This window comes from Proteiniclasticum ruminis DSM 24773, from assembly GCF_000701905.1.
GTDB lineage: Bacteria > Bacillota > Clostridia > Clostridiales > Clostridiaceae > Proteiniclasticum > Proteiniclasticum ruminis.
Map to the genome: position 1 here is coordinate 78,745 of NZ_JNKC01000009.1, position 18,796 is coordinate 97,540.

General features: G+C 40.3%; 17 protein-coding genes and 1 pseudogene. 11 read left to right on the plus strand and 7 right to left on the minus strand.

Annotated features, from left to right (window positions below; translation table 11 throughout):
• Window positions 1–22 precede the first annotated feature (22 nt).
• The 4 genes from T487_RS0111015 to T487_RS15505 all read left to right on the plus strand — a co-directional run bounded on the left by T487_RS0111015 (window position 23) and on the right by T487_RS15505 (window position 4,315).
• Window positions 23–1,189, plus strand: a complete 1,167-nt coding sequence (locus T487_RS0111015) for a nucleotide sugar dehydrogenase (RefSeq protein ID WP_031577183.1) — start codon at window positions 23–25, stop codon at window positions 1,187–1,189.
• Window positions 1,190–1,207: 18 nt separating this feature from the next.
• Entirely contained in the window at window positions 1,208–2,392 is a 1,185-nt protein-coding gene (locus T487_RS0111020) for a GHMP family kinase ATP-binding protein (RefSeq protein ID WP_051651679.1), read from the plus strand.
• A gap of 12 nt (window positions 2,393–2,404) precedes the next feature.
• Window positions 2,405–3,151, plus strand: a complete 747-nt coding sequence (locus tag T487_RS0111025; RefSeq protein WP_031577185.1) for a nucleotidyltransferase family protein — start codon at window positions 2,405–2,407, stop codon at window positions 3,149–3,151.
• A 168-nt stretch (window positions 3,152–3,319) separates the two neighbouring features.
• Window positions 3,320–4,315, plus strand: coding sequence for a glycosyltransferase (locus tag T487_RS15505; protein WP_036909428.1), 996 nt, complete (start codon window positions 3,320–3,322; stop codon window positions 4,313–4,315).
• A gap of 215 nt (window positions 4,316–4,530) precedes the next feature.
• Here the strand turns inward: T487_RS15505 and tnpC are convergent.
• The 7 genes and pseudogenes from tnpC to T487_RS0111065 all read right to left on the minus strand — a co-directional run bounded on the left by tnpC (window position 4,531) and on the right by T487_RS0111065 (window position 10,178).
• Window positions 4,531–5,428 (minus strand): annotated as a pseudogene (tnpC, locus tag T487_RS15510) (IS66 family transposase).
• Window positions 5,422–5,670 (minus strand): hypothetical protein, encoded by a 249-nt coding sequence (locus tag T487_RS0111040; protein ID WP_031577187.1) that lies wholly within the window; start codon window positions 5,668–5,670, stop codon window positions 5,422–5,424. The pseudogene tnpC and the gene T487_RS0111040 overlap by 7 nt, the downstream one beginning before the upstream one ends.
• A 137-nt stretch (window positions 5,671–5,807) precedes the next feature.
• On the minus strand, window positions 5,808–6,584 hold the full coding sequence (locus T487_RS0111045) for an ATP-binding protein (protein ID WP_031577188.1): 777 nt from the start codon (window positions 6,582–6,584) through the stop codon (window positions 5,808–5,810).
• The gene (istA, locus tag T487_RS0111050) at window positions 6,574–8,130 is read right to left on the minus strand and encodes an IS21 family transposase (protein WP_031577189.1); all 1,557 of its coding nucleotides are present in this window, start codon (window positions 8,128–8,130) and stop codon (window positions 6,574–6,576) included. The genes T487_RS0111045 and istA overlap by 11 nt, the downstream gene beginning before the upstream one ends.
• A gap of 325 nt (window positions 8,131–8,455) precedes the next feature.
• Window positions 8,456–8,812 carry an IS66 family insertion sequence element accessory protein TnpB gene (gene tnpB / locus T487_RS0111055; protein ID WP_031577190.1) on the minus strand — a complete coding sequence of 119 codons (357 nt, stop codon included), beginning with the start codon at window positions 8,810–8,812 and terminating at the stop codon, window positions 8,456–8,458.
• Window positions 8,790–9,086: an IS66 family insertion sequence element accessory protein TnpA gene (gene tnpA, locus T487_RS0111060; RefSeq protein WP_423219171.1), complete on the minus strand. Its 297-nt coding sequence runs from the start codon at window positions 9,084–9,086 to the stop codon at window positions 8,790–8,792. Before tnpA ends, tnpB begins: the two co-directional genes overlap by 23 nt.
• Window positions 9,087–9,236: 150 nt before the next feature.
• On the minus strand, window positions 9,237–10,178 hold the full coding sequence (locus T487_RS0111065) for an LCP family protein (RefSeq protein WP_176758079.1): 942 nt from the start codon (window positions 10,176–10,178) through the stop codon (window positions 9,237–9,239).
• A gap of 934 nt (window positions 10,179–11,112) precedes the next feature.
• Here T487_RS0111065 and T487_RS0111070 point away from each other — a divergent pair.
• From T487_RS0111070 to T487_RS0111100, 7 genes are all read left to right on the plus strand, one after another.
• Window positions 11,113–11,679 carry a sugar transferase gene (locus T487_RS0111070; protein ID WP_031577193.1) on the plus strand — a complete coding sequence of 189 codons (567 nt, stop codon included), beginning with the start codon at window positions 11,113–11,115 and terminating at the stop codon, window positions 11,677–11,679.
• Window positions 11,680–11,718: 39 nt separating this feature from the next.
• Window positions 11,719–12,948: a glycosyltransferase family 4 protein gene (locus T487_RS0111075; protein ID WP_031577194.1), complete on the plus strand. Its 1,230-nt coding sequence runs from the start codon at window positions 11,719–11,721 to the stop codon at window positions 12,946–12,948.
• The gene (locus tag T487_RS0111080) at window positions 12,941–13,960 is read left to right on the plus strand and encodes a polysaccharide biosynthesis protein (protein ID WP_031577195.1); all 1,020 of its coding nucleotides are present in this window, start codon (window positions 12,941–12,943) and stop codon (window positions 13,958–13,960) included. The genes T487_RS0111075 and T487_RS0111080 overlap by 8 nt, the downstream gene beginning before the upstream one ends.
• A complete protein-coding gene (locus T487_RS0111085; protein WP_031577196.1) occupies window positions 13,957–15,075 on the plus strand; it encodes a polysaccharide biosynthesis C-terminal domain-containing protein in 1,119 nt (372 codons plus the stop codon). The genes T487_RS0111080 and T487_RS0111085 overlap by 4 nt, the downstream gene beginning before the upstream one ends.
• A gap of 2 nt (window positions 15,076–15,077) precedes the next feature.
• Window positions 15,078–16,205 carry a non-hydrolyzing UDP-N-acetylglucosamine 2-epimerase gene (wecB, locus tag T487_RS0111090; protein WP_031577197.1) on the plus strand — a complete coding sequence of 376 codons (1,128 nt, stop codon included), beginning with the start codon at window positions 15,078–15,080 and terminating at the stop codon, window positions 16,203–16,205.
• 135 nt (window positions 16,206–16,340) lie between these two features.
• Window positions 16,341–17,555, plus strand: a complete 1,215-nt coding sequence (locus tag T487_RS0111095) for a glycosyltransferase (protein WP_031577198.1) — start codon at window positions 16,341–16,343, stop codon at window positions 17,553–17,555.
• Between the two features lie 22 nt (window positions 17,556–17,577).
• Window positions 17,578–18,762: an EpsG family protein gene (locus tag T487_RS0111100; RefSeq protein WP_031577199.1), complete on the plus strand. Its 1,185-nt coding sequence runs from the start codon at window positions 17,578–17,580 to the stop codon at window positions 18,760–18,762.
• Window positions 18,763–18,796: the final 34 nt, after the last annotated feature.

Consider the following 18,796-nt stretch of genomic DNA (forward strand, 5'->3'; position numbering starts at 1 on the left):
AACAAGCATAAGGGGGATAATAATGAAAATTACAATAGCAGGTACAGGTTACGTAGGACTATCAAATGCAATACTCTTAGCTCAAAACAATGAGGTTATAGCATTGGATATTATTAAAGAAAAAGTTGATATGATCAACAATAGGAAATCACCAATAGTTGATGCGGAAATTGAAGAGTACCTCGCAACAAAAGAACTGAATTTAAAGGCTACAACAGATAATTTTGAGGCTTTCAAAGATGCTGATTATGTCATTATATCTACACCCACTAATTATGATCCTGAAAAGAACTATTTTAATACAAGGACGGTCGAAGCTGTCATTGCGAGTGTGCTTTCAATTAACCCAGAAGCTGTGATGGTTATAAAATCGACGGTCCCTGTTGGGTATACAGAGAATATTCGAGAGAAATTTGATACAGATAATGTTATTTTCTCACCGGAGTTCTTAAGAGAAGGAAAGGCATTATATGACAATCTTTATCCATCAAGAATTGTAGTAGGTGAGCAGTCTGAAAGGGCAAGAGTTTTTGCAGAACTACTAGCTGAAGGAGCTATTAAAAATGATATTCCAATACTCTATACCGACTCTACAGAGGCAGAAGCGATAAAATTATTTGCCAATACGTATCTGGCTTTACGTGTTGCATATTTTAACGAACTTGATTCTTATGCAGAGGTAAGAGGATTAAACACAAAGCAAATTATAGAAGGAGTAGGTCTTGACCCAAGAATAGGCTCACATTATAATAATCCATCCTTTGGATATGGCGGTTATTGCTTACCCAAAGATACAAAGCAACTCTTAGCAAACTATGCTGATGTTCCGCAGAATATTATGTCTGCAATTGTCGACGCAAATAGAACAAGAAAAGATCATATCGCAGATATGATCTTAAGAAGTAATCCTAAAATAGTTGGGATATATAGATTAACAATGAAGATGGATTCAGATAATTTTCGTCAATCTGCAATTCAAGGGGTAATGAAGAGAATTAAAGCGAAGGGGGTTGAAGTAGTTGTTTATGAGCCAGCGCTCAAGGAAAATGACTTCTACAACTCAAGGGTTATTAAGGATTTCGAAGAGTTTAAGACAATTTCAGATGTGATCGTAGCAAATAGACTGTCAGATGAGATTAGAGATGTATCAGAAAAGGTGTATACTCGTGATTTATTCAGTAGAGATTAATACTAAGGTGGCAACAAAATGAAGGATTTGAGCTTAAAGTTAGTTGAAAAATTTAAGGCAACGGACATTAGAGCAGTCAGATCTCCTTTAAGAATCTGTCCACTAGGGGCACATGTTGACCATCAGGGCGGATTGGTAACAGGGGTAGCACTTGATTCCAGTATTAATCTAGTATACACTCCATCGACAGATGGTTATATTAGGATACAAAGTCAGGATTTTCCTGATGAGGAAATGTTTCATCTTGATCATGTTCCAGAGGTTATTCCAGGATCTTGGGGCAACTACATAAAGGGAGCAGCGCTTTCATTAAAAAGAGATTATATACTGCGAAATGGAATAAATGGAATTGTCAGTGGGAAGTTACCTATCGGTGGGTTGAGTTCTTCTGCTGCCGTTACAACAGCCTACTTGATGGCTTTGTGTGATGTCAATAACATTAAGATTTCAAAATTGGATCTGGTTCAGTATAGTCACTGGGTTGAAACACAGTATATTGGACTAAAGAATGGAATATTGGATCAATCTGCTAATATTCTGAGTGAAAATAATAAATTAATGGTAATGGATTGCAAGTCTAATGAGTATAAACTTGAAAACATTGGTGCGATTGAGCATGATTTGGAGTTTGTCATTGTCTATTCAGGAATATCTACATCGCTTATTAGAACTGACTATAATAATCGTGTTGATGAATGTAAGGTTTCTTCTTGGTTATTACATGAAATATCTTCCATGACTTTACCGAATTTAAAGGAGTCTAAACTACGAGATATTGATCCTTCGGTTTTTGAAGAATATTCTCACATGCTGCCGGGTCGGTTCAAAAGAAGAGCCAAACACTACTTCAGTGAACAGAAGCGTGTTAAGGATGGCATTGAAGCTTGGAAACGTGGAGATTTAAGATCTTTTGGACAACTAATGAACGAATCTGGTGATAGCTCAGTACATCAATATGAATGCGGATGTCCAGAACTAATAACCATCTTTGATACTTTGAAAAATTCAGCAGGTGTGTATGGGGCTCGTTTTAGTGGGGCGGGATATAGAGGCTGTTGTATTGGTTTAATTAATCCTGCGTTTAAAAAAGAAATAGAAAAGACCATGGATTCAGTATATCCAGTCAAACATCCAAAGTATAAAGATCTTTACAAAGTACACTTTTGTAAAATTGCTGATGGTGCACATTATCATAAGATATAGGGGGATGAAGCATTGAAATGTATTTTACTGGCAGCAGGATACGCAACTCGCCTATATCCACTCACAGAGAATCTGCCAAAATCATTATTAGAAGTAGACGGCAAGACAATTCTCGATCATATTGTTAATAAGATAGAAGCGGTTCATATTGTAAACGAGATTGTAATTGTAACAAACCACAAATTTATTGATCATTTTGAGAATTGGAGAGAAACTTACAGAGGAGCAAAAAAAATCACAGTTCTTGACGATGGATCAATATCAAATGAAACAAGATTAGGTGCCATAAATGATGTTTTATTCGCGGTTAAGTACCTAAATATATATGACTCACTTATGATACTAGCTGGAGATAATTTATTTGAGTTTGGGTTAGATGATTTTGTGGATTATTATCAAAGTGTAGGAACCGATTGTATTACTGCTCACAAGCTAGAGGACATTGAGAAGCTTAAAAGGACCGGAGTTGCAGAAGTTGATGCACAATTTCGTCTAGTTTCTTTTGAAGAAAAACCAATTCACCCAAAATCATCGTATGCAGTACCACCATTTTATATTTATCAAAAAGAAACGATACCATTGATTGAAGAGTTTATAAATGAAGGGAATAATGGAGATGCTCCAGGTATGGTTATTGATTGGTTACTAAAGAGAAAAGTAATCCATGTTTTTCACTTTAAAGGTTCCAGATATGATATCGGTACATTAGATAGCTATAATGAAATAAAATCGATGTATAAAACAAATAGTATTCGATAAAATTCTTTATAAATCGAAAATAATTTTAGTATGTTTATCCCGCATATACTGTATAAAATTCTAAGATTGTTTCGCTTATATTGTGTTACTTATGTAAAGTTAGTATAAATAGAAAAGTTCGAATCGATGAGATTAAGAGTTGTTTTTTTGTGGACAGGAGGATGCAAAGTGCAAGACAGGTTTAATGGTGTTTCTATTGTGGTTCCCGTTTACAACACAGAGAAATACTTAAAGAGATGTATCGATAGTATTATTGATCAGACTTTTGATAATTATGAAGTAATTTTAATTAATGATGGTTCTACAGATTCAAGTCTCGATATACTCAAAGAATATGCTGATGAATATGATAATTTTTTTTTGATAAGCCAGATTAATATGGGGCAGGGCGCTGCGAGAAATAGTGGGTTGAGTAAAGCAAAAGGTAAATATATATACTTCATGGACAGTGATGATTATATATTACCTGACACAATTGAGTTTTTATATAATGCGTGTGAGAAGGACGAACTTGATCTGATCATATTTGATGGAGACAGTTTTTACGATGAAGATTATAAAAACGGGAAAAAATATGGAGTAAACTATACTAGAAAAGGCAGTTATAATGGCAAACACGTTGGAAAAGACTTGCTTGAAAAAATGCTAGAGAATAGTGAGTTTATAGTTTCGCCATGCTTATATATGGTAAAAAAAGACTTGCTAGATATAAATCAATTGAGATTTCCAGAAGGAATCATACACGAAGATGAACTATTTACATTTAACGTTTTTATGAAATCTCAAAATGCAATGTATATTCCACGTAAGTTTTTTATGCGCAGAATCAGAAAAAACTCCATTATGACAAATCGAAATAGACTAAAAAGCTTGCACGGTTACATTACAGTATACAATAACATTTGCTATGAGTATTGTGACGAGAAAATGCTAGCATTTGATAATGCAACAAAAATGAAACTTGGGAAATTGCATAAGATAATATTTAAGAATTACGATTTATTAACAAGAAATGAGAGAAAAGAGATATCATCTGAGGTCAAAAGAATCAAAAAAACAGGGAAAGATAACGGTTTTTATGGATTGAAAAATGGGTATTTAATAACCTATAATTATAGACTATTTAAGACTCTTTCTGATATTAGGGGACTATTTGTGAAATAATCGCCATGGTACCGGCTTTCACCAATGAATCTTGACAGATTACTATGCTCCAGTATAAGAAGCTGGGTGCGGAGATCTCATTCATCTCACACCATTTTCTTACCGTTAAACCGTAAGCGGTCTTTAATCGGATGGGTGTATCTGATGAGGGAAGTATGTGATAATTTTTGGTGAGAGAAAACAAGTGGCGACCTTACGACCGCCGGTGTTGACTATTATGTCGAACATTCTTTCCTGACCTGAGGATTCCAGGGCAGGAGCTGTTCGATGCCTTCGGATCTTTCTTCAACGGAGTACCGGGGAAGAACATCCAGAAGGAGATTGAGATATTTGTAGGGATTCAGACCATTGGCCTTGGATGTCTCCACAAGGCTGTATACGATGGCACTTGCAAAAGCACCCTTCGGACTCCCCGAGAACATCCAGTTGCGCCTTCCTACGGTAAAAGGGCGGATGCTGTTTCCCGCAATGTTGTTGGAAATCTCGCAGTGACCATCCTCCAGATAGTTCATCAGCCCTTCCCTCTGATTCCGGGTATACTGGAAAGCCTTTCCGATTTTCGATTTGGGCAGGACTTTGTCCGCATTCTTTTCAACCCATGCCCAATAAGCCTCCAGTACTGGCGTTGCCAGTTCAAGACTCTTGATTCTACGATCTTCCGGGGAGAGATCCCTGCACAACTCCTCTATCTTGATCAGCCTGTTGCAGAATCGGATACCTTCAAGAGGCAATGTGGCTTCCGTACTTTTCAGATCTTTGGGCAGAGCATCATGAAAGTAACGCTGGCTGTGGCTCCAGCAGAGACAGCGGGTGACATCCTTCACCTTCTCATACCCGGCGTAGGCATCCGTATGCAGATAGCCGTGGAAGCCTTCCAGAAACTCCGAAGCATGAGCCCCTGCGACCGGTACGGTAATCAAAGATCCGGATGGGGCGTGCAGTGTGACGGCTTGTAGCATAGACCCACATATATGACTTGCTCGTGTTGCTCCGCCCTGGCTCTTTCATCACCTGAACAACTGTTTCATCAGCATGGATGTAGGATTCATCCAGCAGCTTCTTCAGTAGTCGTGCGACTACTGGACTGAGCCATTCCTCAGATGTCTTTATGATCCAACGGTGTCGCGTGTCTTTTGGACATAGGGTTTTAGCTCTGGAATGAGAGGGGCACCTTGTCTAAATGATTCCCTCAGTCGTTCCAGATAGTTCGGGTCCCCGTCATCGTACCGATGTAGGGGGCCAATATGATAGAGGGATCTCTTTTTTTGCTTAGACACACCATTTTCCATCACGGTATAACTTTCTGCAAGTCGGAGATATACTGTTCCATTTAACTTAAACTTCTCAATATGCATAGAACCCTCCTAATTTTACCATTTAAGTACGTTAATATTATATCATAAAATAAGCGTGGATATTCTCCTCTAGATGTACCATGAATCCGGTGCGGTGAATACCGCTTGTCCGGACTCATGATACCACTTAAGAAAATTTATTCACTTATTGACTTATCCAGACCATAGAGTTGTCTCATGGATATATCGTGTTTCGGATCAACTGGTTCAATGTGTATCTTATACGCATCATGCACAAGGTGATCCAGGATAGCATCAGCAAGCGGATTCTCATCGCCACTAAGTTCCTGATACCATCCTTTATGATGATATTGAGAGCAGATTATTGTTGAAGATCTTTTTCTTCTTTGGTGCACCAGCTCGAAGATATCCACAATCTGACTCTCAGTGGGTTTCGTCAGTAACCACTCATCAATGATGAGTAGTACAGGATTGGAGTATTTAGCCAAAACCTTCTTATATGTTCCGTTACTTCGTGCATATTCCAGATCAATGAAGAAGTCAGGAAGACGTATATATTTCGTTTTATAGTATTGTTTACAGGCTTCCATACCAAATGCACATCCCAGATAACTCTTGCCCGTTCCTGTTGCACCTGTGATGAAGATGTTTCTGTGATCTGTGATATACTCACAAGACGCAAGCCTCATAATGAGCTCTTTGTTTAGCTTTCTACCCGATCTGTAGTCAATATCCATGATGTTGGCATCTGGCTGGTCGAAGTTGGCATTCTTAATTAGCCGATCAAGACGATTATTCTTTCGTCGATTATATTCAATGTCCACCATCATATCAAACCGATCTTCGAAAGCAACATCATTCATTTGAGGATCACTGAGTTGATGCCGGAAGGCATCAGACATCCCAGTTAGATTCATTTCAGTGAGTTTTTCAAGTGTACTTCTATTTATCATCTTCGTTGCCTCCACCATAATATTTCGCACCACGTGTCATGCCGTAAATATTTTTCTTTGATTCCACTGGTTCTGATAGTGGTGTTTTATTAGATGCTGCGGTAACCAAGATGTTCTTTATGATTTTGGAGCTCGGAGTTCCTGTAAAGCTCACAGCTTTCTCACAAGCGGCTTCTAATTTCTCATCCCCATATTTTTTTGATAGCTGAAGTAGGCCCATACAAGCCCTGTATGACTGTTGCTCCACTTTATAGAATGAGAGCATAGAGTTCACGGTTCTAGCGGTAAAAGGTCCGATTTTAGTTGCCCACTTTCTGAATCTGTTTCCATCCCACTCTGCATACTTCTGGTGATCTGGAGGCATATGCTGATTGAGGGTACCATATTGCCCTCTACGCCCGTAGAGGCGCCTGTGGGAAGCAATCCTTGTGTGATTATAGAAAACTTCCACTATTGTTTCAGTAATCCTTACGTCCACTTTTTTCTTTATGTATTCAGATGGAACGGAATATAGCATTCCCTCTATGGATATATGATAATTGAACTGAACAGTGGCTTGTTTCCATACAGCAAGTTCATATGGAGTAGAAGGGAGTGGGAGTAAATAAGGGACTTCTTCGTTGCGGAAGAGGCTCAATCTACTTCCTTCTTTCTTTTGGAATTCTTTGCGATTAAGTGCATCAAGTTTCTTCAGGATTGCACTGTTGAGTTCTGAAAGTGAGAAGAATTGTTCATTACGGAGTGCACCAATTATCCAGGTGGAAATATGACCTACAGCGCCTTCTACACTAGGTTTATCTTGGGGTTTTCTGACCCTTGCGGGTATGTTAGCCGTCCCATAATGCTCGGCCATTTCATGATAAGATCTGTTTAGTTTAGGTGTATACCAGTCTTTGTTATGATCTACAGCTGTACGAAGATTATCAGGGACAAGAATTCTAGTAACTCCTCCAAAATATTGATACATATGTACATGAGCTGTAATCCAAGCTTGCTGTTTTTCGTTCAGGAAGCCTTCAGCATAGGAGTACTGGCTGTATGACATCGTAGCAACAAAGATGGAAACATTTGTAATTTCTCCTGTATCAGGATCGATTATTTGTGCAGGATCACCTGCCCAATCAACCTCTATCTGTTCTGCTGGTTTACGATTTATGTGCATTGAAGCTCTTCGTTTTTGCTCATCTTGTTGGATGTAGTGACAAAACTGAGAATACATCAGTGGAGTCTGGTTATTAAGTTTGCACTCCTCCATATACTCTACCCAAAGCAGTTTCTTGGTCACTCCACTTCTCATCAGTTCTTTTCTGATATAGGCAAAATCAGGTAATGGGCTAGAGGCTTCAGGCTTGCGCGAAGGAGAGGAGAACAGCTTTTTCAATGCTCCATTGGTTTGATTTTCATCAAGTGGCCAGGAGATGCCAAGCTCTTTGGCTTTTTTTAGAACATGGCTGACTGTAGTTTTTGAGGCGTGACAGCTATTGGCAATGTTTCGTTGACTAAAGCCCAATGCATGTAGCCTCAAGATTTCTCGATACTCGGTCATGAATATGACCTCCTTATAATATATTTACATCTTGCGATGTATAGATATATTATAAGGTAACGTTTCCTATGATGCAGTTGCGGTACTCACTAATCGGAATCCTGGTATCAGAGTATCGGAACTGCGGTATCTAAAGACCGGACAGGTGGGTCAATTTTCAAAAGAATACTCAAAGCGTTTTGAAAAGCCCCTAACTACTGAGATTAGAGGCTTTCCGCTATATTTTTTCATTTATTTTTCTTGAAACTCGGATTATATCATAAATTAAATAATTTTGCACAAAAAATATCGCTGAACTCATTGATTTCTCAACATTTTCAGCGTATCAGAGTATTCTTTTACTTTCGATGTTCTGAATGACTTTCTTCTGATCAACAGATAGACCTTTCAATAGCCAACGGTACTGCTGCGGAGTAATCTCTCTTGCTTCATCATTCGTCCGAGGCCACTGAAAACTTCCGTTTTCAAGTCTCTTGTAGAACAGCAAGAACCCATCTCCCTCCCAGTACAGAGCTTTGACCCGATCCCTTCGTCTACCGCAGAATAAATACAGCGCATTCTGGAATGGGTCAAGCTTATAGATCTGACTGACTATGGCTGTAAGGCCATCAATGGACTTTCTCATATCTGTCTGTCCGCATGCTATGAAGATGCGGACATCATCCGGAAACTTCACTTCCATGAAATCGGATGACGGCACAGATTCCGTTTATATTTACAGACTTCAGTCTGTCCAGATCGGGGGTAATCTCCGCAAAGCAGGTCTGCCCATTTACCGCCATGGTACCGGCTTTCACCAATGAATCCTGACGGATTACTCTGCTCCAGTAGAAGAAGCTGGGAGCGGAGATCTCATTCGCCTCACACCATTTTCTTACCGCTAAACCGCTGATTCGCTGCTCATTAATGATTTCCATCCATTTCACTTTCAATAGCTCGTGACGAGCCTGTTGCATTGTTGCCAATTTGTGATCCTCTCCTTGCTCACGGTATTAACACTGGCTATGCATGCATAGCTGGGACTAAAACCGGTTTGTTGAGAAGATTATCTCATAGTTATATTCTACTTTGAATCCGTGCTTTTATCGTTAGCATTTCAGGGTTTTTCATTCTTCAATGAGCTCTTCATCAAGATAAATATAGTTTCCCATGTTATGAATTGCTTTCTCCCGATTGAAGACAAAATAGTAGATTCCTTTAATCTTCTTAGACTCTGAATAGGAATCCTCTGGGAATCGCTTCTGATCTATGGTTCTGATACCACTTGCCACAACATTGCCAGCAATGGTCAAGATATCATTAGAATTCATGTTTGTAGTAACCAGTGGTAGAATTTTACTTAGAACTCTTGGATAAGAAGTCACAGGTTGGCTCAGCATCTTCTTAATTGTAGCTTCCACAACTGTTCGTTGCCTGTCTGATCGTGCAAAATCAGAATCAATCTGACGAATACGAACATAGGTCAAGGCTTGATCACCTGTGAGATTGTAGGTGCCACCTGCATTAATTCCTGGAATCTGAGTAGCTTCAGCATCTGTTATGGTGATGGTAACACCCCCTAGGGCCTCAATGACGCGAGGGAGCGTTGTAAAGTTCAACGTAGCATAATTCTTGATGTTTAAGTGGAAGTTGGAGTTGAGTGTCTTTATCGCAAGTTCAGGACCTCCAAAAGCATAAGCATGATTAATTTTATCCATACCTCTACCAGGAATATTCACATAACTGTCTCTAATTACAGAAGACAGTTTTATTTTTTTTGAGTTTCTGTCTATTGTAACGATCATAATGGCATCACTTCGGCCTTTTTCGCCAATAGGCGCATCCACACCAAAAAGTGCAATGTTTGTAATACCCTTTACTTCCTCATAGAAAAAGGGTAACGGGCTGTCCACATACTCATTTTCTGGTTCTCCTTCTTGCTCAAACTCAAAATCTGGATTCCCAATACCAAGCTCTTCATCTGTCTCGCCAATCTCATCCTGAATTGTTGAATTCAGCAAATTATGGATATAGGAATATGCTACTCCTGTAAAAAATAGAAAAATCATTAGAATAGATAGAAGTACGACCTTCCATCTCTTTTTTCTATTTTCCTCATTTTTTCTTATGTTTCTACGTTTCATATTGCGCCTCCGCTGTTGTGGTAGTGTTCTTTCTCTTAACAATTATAGCCCTTTTTTCAGATAAAACATTACATTTCGGATAAATTTTTCGGATTTGGAGTAGACCTTGGAGTAGAGTCAGAGATTACACTGTAAGATTCGAAAATATGACAATTTTAACTTGTAAGTCAACAGCACCAGAGGAGTTGAGGTTACATGGATTCAAAGCTGGTTTCATGTAAAGAATCATCATTCAATAAATTAAGAGAAAATTATTCTTATAATAAAACAATGTTTAAACTTCCTTGATGCGAAAGGGATATAATAGATTGAAATCTGAGTATGTTCAGAAAGGGGCAAGGAAAACCTCAATCTCATCAATCACACAATATTTTATGAGATTGGTTGTTGCACTAATGCAGGACAAGTTCTGTAAGTATTTCCTCACAAAAATACTATTGTTGAAATATCATCCGCGTGATAAGATAGCCTACGGATGTATTTTATTCTAAATCTGTAGAAAATCTGAGATCACAAAATTAGGCTTCAATAAGGAACCAGGCAGCATGTGATCAGAAAGGTATTAATTTTCAAGGTGATTGTGAGACATTCAAAATGAGAATAGCATAAGAAGAAAACAGCACTGCAGTTTCATCACACATACTGCAGTGTCATTAAATTGTCATAGAAATATTTTATTTTAGAGTATAATTTAAGTAAACTTTGGTAGCGGCAGTGATATCACAAATTTTCGCTGCTTTCACCAAGATTATACAGAAGAGGTTTGTTAACCCATGAATCTTAAAATCAGGTGATAAAAATGAGGGCTAGACAAAAATTATTGTATCAGAATATTGAAATTGAACAACTAGGGGTTATCATGGAGAAAAATATATATTTACACGCTAAAAGAGTTGGAGATGTTTTGTTGTCTGTTGGACTGCTGCTTCTCTTATCTCCACTATTTGTCATCATTGCTCTATTGATTAAAATTCAAGGAGACGGACCGGTGATTTTCATTCAGGAAAGACTGGGCAGAAACAGTATGCCTTTTAAAATCCTGAAGTTCAGAAGTATGACGTTGTCCGCCCCTAATGTCTCTGCCCATGAGCTTCATAATAAGGAGTATGTCACAAAGCTTGGTTCTTTTTTAAGAAAAACAAGTTTGGATGAACTTCCCCAGCTCATCAATATTTTAAAGGGAGAGATGTCCTTTGTTGGACCAAGACCTTTTATTCCAAATGAGGGAGAGATCGTCGAGCGAAGAAAGGAAGCCCATGTAGATAAGCTTCGTCCAGGTCTTACAGGATTTGCTCAAGTTATGGCACGTGATACCGTAGATCAGAATGAGAAATTTGAACTGGATTTATACTATCTGAAGAATATGAGTTTTCTTCTGGATCTGAAAATCATGGGACTAACGTTCTTTTCACTTAAAGGCAAGTAGTGTAGCTGAGATTGCGATGGCAAAGAATTGGAGTGCAGCATGAGAATATTAGTAGTAGGTCAGGTGTTTTATCCGGACCATTTTAGAATCAATGATGTGGTGAAGGAACTGGCTAAAGACCATCAGGTAAAGATGGTAACTGGACTGCCGGATTATGATTTAGGGAAAGTGCCAAAAGAGTTCCGTCTCTTCAGGAGAAGACGAGAGAACTTCCACGGAGCAGAAGTCATAAGAGTTCCCATCATATCCAGAAGAAAAGGCCCAGTGTTCAGGAGTCTGAATTACATTTCTTATGCCCTGATGGGGTCATTCTATACTTTTTTTCTGAGAGAAAAGTATGATGTAGTGTTTTCCTTCCAGACTTCACCCATCACCATGTTCCTTCCTGGGCTTGTTTATGCAAAAAAGAATAAGGTGCGCAGTGTGCTTTATACGCTGGATCTTTGGCCTGAATCTGTAAAGGCCATGTCCATCAGAGAAGGCACATTCTTTTTTGATTTGGTCCATAGGATGAGCAGTAGAATTTATAAAGGAGCCGACAAAGTTCTTGTGTCTTCGCCGTCCTTTATGGAGTATCTCAAAGAAAAAATTGGCCTTTCATTCGATCGTATGGATTATTTACCTCAATACACGGATGAAATTGCTGAGGGAGAAGAACTTTTAAACTCTGAGGAGAAGGATCAGAAGAGTGTTGATGTGAGACTGGAAAAGCTGCGTACATTCACTTTCGCCGGAAATATAGGCTTCGTTCAGGACCTCGAAACGATAGTAGAAGCTGCGTCGAAGATCAAGGGAAAACCCTTTCAGATTCATATCGTCGGAAGTGGGTCCAACGAGGGCGCCATTCGTAATCTGGTCAGAAAGAAAAAAGTAGAGGAGCACTTCATTTTTCATGGACGAAAAGACCAAGAAGAAATGGATGATATTTACAAGTGTACCGATGTATGTCTTCTGACGTTAAGAAATGATGATTTTATCGGAAGAACCATCCCCGGTAAGTTACAGACCTATATGGCCAAAGGAAAAGCCATCGCTGGAGCCATATCCTATGACAGCATGGATATCATCAAAGAGTCTGGCGCAGGATACTGTGTGGAGAGTGGGGATGCTTTAGGGCTAAGCCAAATTATGGTAAAATATATCAATGACGCGGATCTGGTCAGGTCCTGCGGAAGAAGAGCGTTTGAGTACTATGAGAATCATTTCAGAAAGGAAAACTTCATTCAGTCCTTGCTGAAACACTTAAAGGGAGAAGAGAAAAATGTTTAAAGATAAGACACTGCTCATTACAGGTGGAACAGGCTCCTTCGGAAACGCGGTTCTAAGCCGTTTTCTAAAGACCGATATTAAGGAAATCAGAATTTTTTCTAGAGATGAAAAAAAGCAGGATGATATGCGTAAACTGTATCATCATGACAAAATAAAGTTTTATATCGGAGATGTCCGTGACAGAAACAGCATCAAAGATGCCATGCATGGTGTGGATTATATCTTCCACGCAGCAGCTTTGAAACAGGTGCCATCTTGTGAGTTCTTCCCCATGCAGGCCGTGCAGACGAATATTATTGGGACAGACAATGTACTTTCTGTCGCCATCGAATCGGGTGTGAAGAAGGTCATCTGTCTTTCTACGGACAAAGCGGCTTATCCCATCAATGCCATGGGGATATCCAAAGCTATGATGGAAAAGGTGTTTGTGGCGAAGTCAAGAACAGTGAATCCAGAGAAAACCTTAATCTGTGGAACCAGATACGGGAACGTCATGGCCTCCAGAGGCTCTGTAATCCCCCTATTTGTGGAGCAGATCAAACAAGGTCTGCCTCTCACCATCACCAATCCAGACATGACGAGATATCTCATGTCTCTGGAAGAGGCTGTGGAGCTGGTTCTTTTTGCATTCCAGCATGGTCAGGCCGGTGATATCATGGTTCAGAAATCTCCCGCATCCACCATCATGGATCTGGCCATAGCGGTGAAAGAACTGTTCCATGTGGACAATGAGATTAAGATCATCGGGACCAGACACGGGGAGAAAGTGTATGAAACCCTTCTGACAAAAGAGGAGTTTCATGTTGCAGAAGATCTGAAAGACTTTTATCGCGTGCCAGCAGACCAAAGAGATCTCAACTATGACAAGTATTTTGTAGAAGGAGTCGAAGAAAGACTGGAGGAAGAGTATACTTCCCATAATACGTACAGACTCACAGTGGAAGAAGTAAAAGAGAAGCTTCTTCAGCTGGAGTACATTCAAAATGAGCTTAAAGGATGGGATAAGCAGTGAAGGTAGTAGTAACAGGAGCCAAGGGCTTTGTTGGAAAGAATCTAGTCAGTGAGCTAAAAAACAGAGGGTATGAGAATATTTTCGAATATGATACGACTTCCTCTAAAGAAGATCTGGAACGCGCACTGGCAGATTGTGATTTTATCTATCATCTTGCAGGGGTGAACAGACCAGTTCACCAGGAAGAGTTTATGGAGGGAAATTTTGGATTCACCAGTGAGGTCCTGAGTATCTTAACGAAGCACAAGCACTACCCACCCATACTCATCACGTCATCCATCCAGGCAGAACTGGACAACGAATACGGAAAGAGCAAGAAGGCGGGAGAAGACCTTCTTTTCTCCTATGGCAATGAAAATAATACAAAAGTGTATGTGTACCGTCTTGCCAACCTTTTTGGCAAATGGTCCCGCCCAAACTACAACAGTGTGGTAGCTACCTTCTGTCATAAGATTGCAAGAGATGAGGCCATTGAAATCTATAACCCAGAGGCCCTTTTGAGGCTCTCCTACATCGATGATGTGGTGGAAGAGTTCATTGGCGCATTAGAAGGAAGAGGGACTAAGGACCCAGATGCATCTCAGTTCTATAAGGTACCAGTAGAACATGAAATTCTGCTTGTAAACCTGGCAGATATGATCAGAAGCTTTAAGGAAAGCCGAAAGAGCCACTATATTCCTTCTATGGGAGACCCACTTCAGAAAAAGATGTACAGTACTTATCTCAGCTATCTTCCAGAGGATGATTTCTCTTATCCATTAAAGATGAATGTGGATGCCCGAGGCTCTTTTACCGAGTTTTTGAAGACATCAGCCTATGGCCAAGTATCCATCAATGTATCAAAACCGGGTATCACAAAGGGGAACCATTGGCACCATACGAAAAATGAGAAATTCCTTGTGGTATCCGGAGAAGGACTGATCCGCTTCCGGAAACTTGAGGAAACGAATGTGATTGAATATCGAGTGTCCGGGGAAAGACTTGAGGTTGTGGATATCCCTACTGGATATACGCATTCCATCGTGAATGTGGGGGATGTGGATTTGGTCACCGTCATGTGGGCCAATGAAACCTTTGATCCTGAGAAACCAGACACATTCTTCCTGGAGGTGTAACGATGAAAAAATTGAAAGTAATGACTGTGGTGGGAACCCGCCCTGAGATCATAAGACTCTCAGCTGTGATTCACGCTTTGGAGAAATCTGAAGCCATGGAGCATATTCTTGTTCATACAGGCCAGAACTATGATTATGAGCTGAATGAAGTGTTCTTCAGTGATTTTAAATTAAGAAAGCCGGACCACTTTTTGGATGCTGCAGTGGGTGGCCCAGTGGAGACCATTGGCAATATCCTTGTGAAAATCGATCCAATTTTGGAAAAAGAAAAGCCTGATGCATTCCTGGTACTGGGAGATACCAACAGCTGTCTTTGTGCCATTGCGGCCAAAAGAAGACAAATTCCTATTTTCCATATGGAAGCCGGAAACCGCTGCTTTGATCAGCGTGTACCGGAAGAAACCAATCGGAAGATTGTAGACCATACAGCGGACATCAACCTTACTTATAGTGATATTGCAAGAGAGTATCTTCTTCGGGAAGGTCTTCCAGCGGATCGAATCATCAAAACAGGCAGCCCTATGTTTGAGGTTCTAAACTCCAGAGAAAAAGACATCAGAAATTCTGATGTGCTGGAACGGCTGGACTTAAAGGAAGGAGAATACTTTGTGGTCTCTGCCCATAGAGATGAGAATATCAATTCCGATGAGAACTTCAGAGATCTCATCGACAGCTTGAATGCCGTTGCTGCACTCTATGAACTGCCTGTCATTGTCAGCACTCACCCAAGGACAAAGAAGATGCTGGAAGCAAAAGGCATTGTGATGCATGAGAAGGTTCAGCTTTTGAAGCCTTTAGGATTCAATGACTACAACAAACTTCAGATCTATGCGAAAGCAGTGCTGAGTGACAGTGGAACCATCAGTGAGGAGTCTTCTATTCTCGGATTCAGAGCGCTCAATATCCGGCAGGCTCATGAGCGTCCTGAAGCCATGGAAGAAGCATCCGTCATGATGGTAGGCCTCAAAAAGGAGAGAATCCTTCAAGGGCTAAGCGTTCTGGAAACTCAGGATGCAGGTACACTGAGACATGTATCAGACTACAGTATGCCCAATGTTTCTGAAAAGGTGCTGCGCATCATTCTTTCCTATACAGATTATGTCAACCGTGTGGTTTGGCAGAAAAAATAGAAAAGAGCCAGAGCTTATGATCCATCAGAGCTTTGCACCTAACCGCCATGTGTGGATGTTAGGAAAGATTTGAAAAATATATCTTTAATGGGTGGAATGGACGCTTTTTTAAGGTGTATGGAAAGGGGAAGACCGATGAAAGTTTTACAGATCAATTCCGTTTGTGGTATCCGAAGTACTGGAAGAATTGCTTCGGATATCCATCAGCTTCTCATTGAAAAAGGACACGAAGGTGTCATTGCCTATGGCCAGCTGGAAGCTAAAAATTGTGACAGAACCATTAAAATCGGATCTAAAAAAGATCTATATGTTCATGGAATCATGTCCAGAGCCTTTGATCGGCATGGTTTTGGTTCGAAGAAAGCGACGGAGGAGTTTCTTCAGGAAGTGGAGAGCTATCAGCCAGACCTCATTCATCTTCATAACATACATGGCTACTACCTCCACGTGGGGCTTCTTTTTGAGTACATCAAAAAAAGAGGGATTCCTGTAGTGTGGACTCTCCATGACTGTTGGAGCTTTACCGGACACTGCGCGTATTTTGATTTTGTTGGCTGTGAGAAGTGGAAAACAGGATGTCATGCGTGTCCTCAGAAAAAAAGCTATCCTGCGAGTCTTATCCTGGACCAGTCTAAGAGAAATTATGAGGATAAGAAAGAGCTTTTCCAAGGTGTGAGAAACCTTACTTTTGTCACCCCTTCTCACTGGCTGCAAGGTCTTCTGAAAGAATCCTATCTCGGAGGGTATAAATCTGTTGTCATTCCGAACGGGATTGATTTAAGCACGTTCAGACCGGCTGAAAGTGATTTTAAAAAGAAACATCAGCTGGAAGGAAAGTTTGTCATGCTGATGGTGAGTTCTGAGTGGACACCGCGTAAGGGACTAAAATATCTGCTGGAATTTCAGAAATCCATGAAAGAGGACGAAAAGCTTGTGCTGGTAGGCCTTACGGAGGAGCTGAAGAAAGAACTTCCAGATTCCATTGTAAAGATTACGAGAACCGACCATGTGAAAGAACTGGCGGAGATTTATGCCTCCTGCGATGTTCTTCTGAATCCCACCTTGGAAGATAATTTCCCGACAACAAATCTGGAAGCTTTGGCTTGCGGTACCCCTGTCATCACCTTCAGAACCGGCGGAAGCCCAGAAGCTGTGGATGAACAGACAGGGATCGTCATCGAGCAAGGCAATCTGGAGGAGCTGAGGGATGCGGTGGATCTCATGAGAAAAAAAGGAAAGGCTCATTATAGCGGACAAGCCAGAAAGAGAGCAGAAGACCTTTATGCAAGAGAAGATCGCTACAAAGACTACATTGCACTATATGAGGGTATTTTAAGAGAATACCGTTGACCATACAAACACAGGAGGACATATGCTTTACTTAACATTATTCATTGGACTTGCCGGAGCCTTTTATCTGCAGGACAAAATGAAAGCCGCAAAGCTGTACACCATCTTCCTGACAATTCTGGCTGCATTCCGTTATGGGATTGGCGCAGATTATTTTGCTTATGAATTTCTCTACAAGCAGCTGAAACCCTTCGTGATTCCAGAAATTCTGTTCGGTACAGAAAAACAGGAAGTGGGATTCAGAGCCCTTGGATCGTTCATCAAGACCTTTGGGCTGAGCTATCAGACCTATGTGGCCATTTTGGCTGCTATTACGCTGTATTATATCTACCGGATCTGTGTCCGGTACTCTAAAAATCCGATGCTCTCCATGGTCATCTACTACGCCTTTTTCTACTTCGTCTGGGTTTACAGCGGATTAAGACAAGGTCTGGCCATGTCTGTGGGCGCTTTCTATCTGCTGGAAGCACTTAGGAGCGATACAATTGAAAAAAGAAAAGAGTTTTACAAAGCGTCGATACTCCTGCTCACAATACACACTTCCAGTATTATTTTTATGGTGTTCTATGTATTGGTTCGATTCATTCCATGGAATAGAAAATGGATGATGCTGACCATTGCCGCCAGTATTTTATTTGCTTTCATCCCTCTAGGGAACCTGGTGGAGATGCTCAGTGAGAAAATCCCTTTTCTTCTGAGACTGTCTTATTACTTGGATGATGCATTTACGTTAAAGGAGCTATTCAGCATTCAGGTGTTAGCAAGACTGGGTCTTCTTAGCATTGTGCTGTACTACTACAACGAGCTTTCCTTGGTTTCACCCATGATGAAGAAGATTGCCGATGTGTATCTTCTGAGTTTTGTGTTTTACTTCTTGCTTCAGTTTTCTGAACTTACTGCGGCTAGGATTGCAGTGTACGGAAGACTCATGGAAATCATTATATTTACACGAATTGTTTATCTCCGACGTCCGAAACTGGAGGGTACCGTATTTCTTCTAGGGCTTCTGCTGTTGACCTCCTTTTATTTTGTAAAGGAAGTAGAAACCATGAAAGAGCAGTCCGGCCTGATCATTCTGGATAAAGAGTGGGTACCGTATATTTCTGTTTTCACAAAAGAAGAGCAGTATTATAATACTTATTTCTATTACATTATGCATTATGTCGGGAAAGATCCCACACCAAGAAATTACCATATGAGAGAATAACATTTACTTTGAAATGAACGGATTTTTGTATCCG